The sequence below is a fragment of the Arthrobacter sp. N199823 genome (genome assembly GCF_002929705.1).
GTDB lineage: Bacteria > Actinomycetota > Actinomycetes > Actinomycetales > Micrococcaceae > Specibacter.
In genome coordinates this window covers 1-693 of record NZ_PJIN01000055.1, presented here as the reverse complement: position 1 = coordinate 693, position 693 = coordinate 1, and the positions used below count along the sequence as shown (strand labels likewise).

The 693-nt window shown below is 60.9% G+C and carries 1 protein-coding gene; it reads right to left on the bottom strand.

Annotated features, from left to right (window positions below):
• Window positions 1–58: 58 nt before the first annotated feature.
• The gene (locus CXQ93_RS20200; RefSeq protein ID WP_104112175.1) at window positions 59–658 is read right to left on the bottom strand and encodes a DNA-binding protein; all 600 of its coding nucleotides are present in this window, start codon (window positions 656–658) and stop codon (window positions 59–61) included.
• Between the last annotated feature and the right edge of the window lie 35 nt (window positions 659–693).

Below are 693 nucleotides of genomic sequence, written 5' to 3'. Positions count from 1 at the left end.
GCTCTTGGTGCCCGGACATAATGGCCAGTGCCAGTGGAATCTGCACTAATTTACGTCGTTACTTTCTAACGCCATTTCCCTCTGGCTGGATGCGGGCGATCAGTGCATCCTGGGTTTTCTGCAGAGTGCTGATAGTGGCAAGGGCCTCGGCAAGATGGCTTTTGAACTCGGCAACCTCTTCAGCATGTTTCCTGGCATCAACGGCCAATTGCTCACGGGCCTCGGCAGCAGCTGCAGCATTGTCGCGGGCAGCCTGATTGGCTTCCTCAACCTGGGTCTGCAATTCCTTGACCGCTTCCTCGTGGGCACCGGTGGCGGTGTCCAGATCGGCGGCAAGCTCGTTGATCTCACGGTCCTTGTGGGTCGCTTCCTCACGCCATGCCTTTTCAATGACGACGTGCTCGGCCGCGGCAGTACGCACGGCTTCCTCCCAGACGGTTCCGGCCAGGCGTAGGGCCTGCTCGGTGATGATCGTAGGGGTCGCGGCGATCTTGGACCCGGCACTGTCGCGTTCGGCCCGCCATTCCTTCAAATAGCGTCCGGCGTCGGCGTTGGAGACCCCGGCAGCCTCGCGCACCGTGGCCACGGTGGGGTTCGCCGTGGCGCTGATGCGCCCGGCTGCGGCATAGACGCGGCTCTTCACTGATTGCTCGGCCATGGTGATCCTCTTTGTTAGTCGTAATCGTAGTAGTA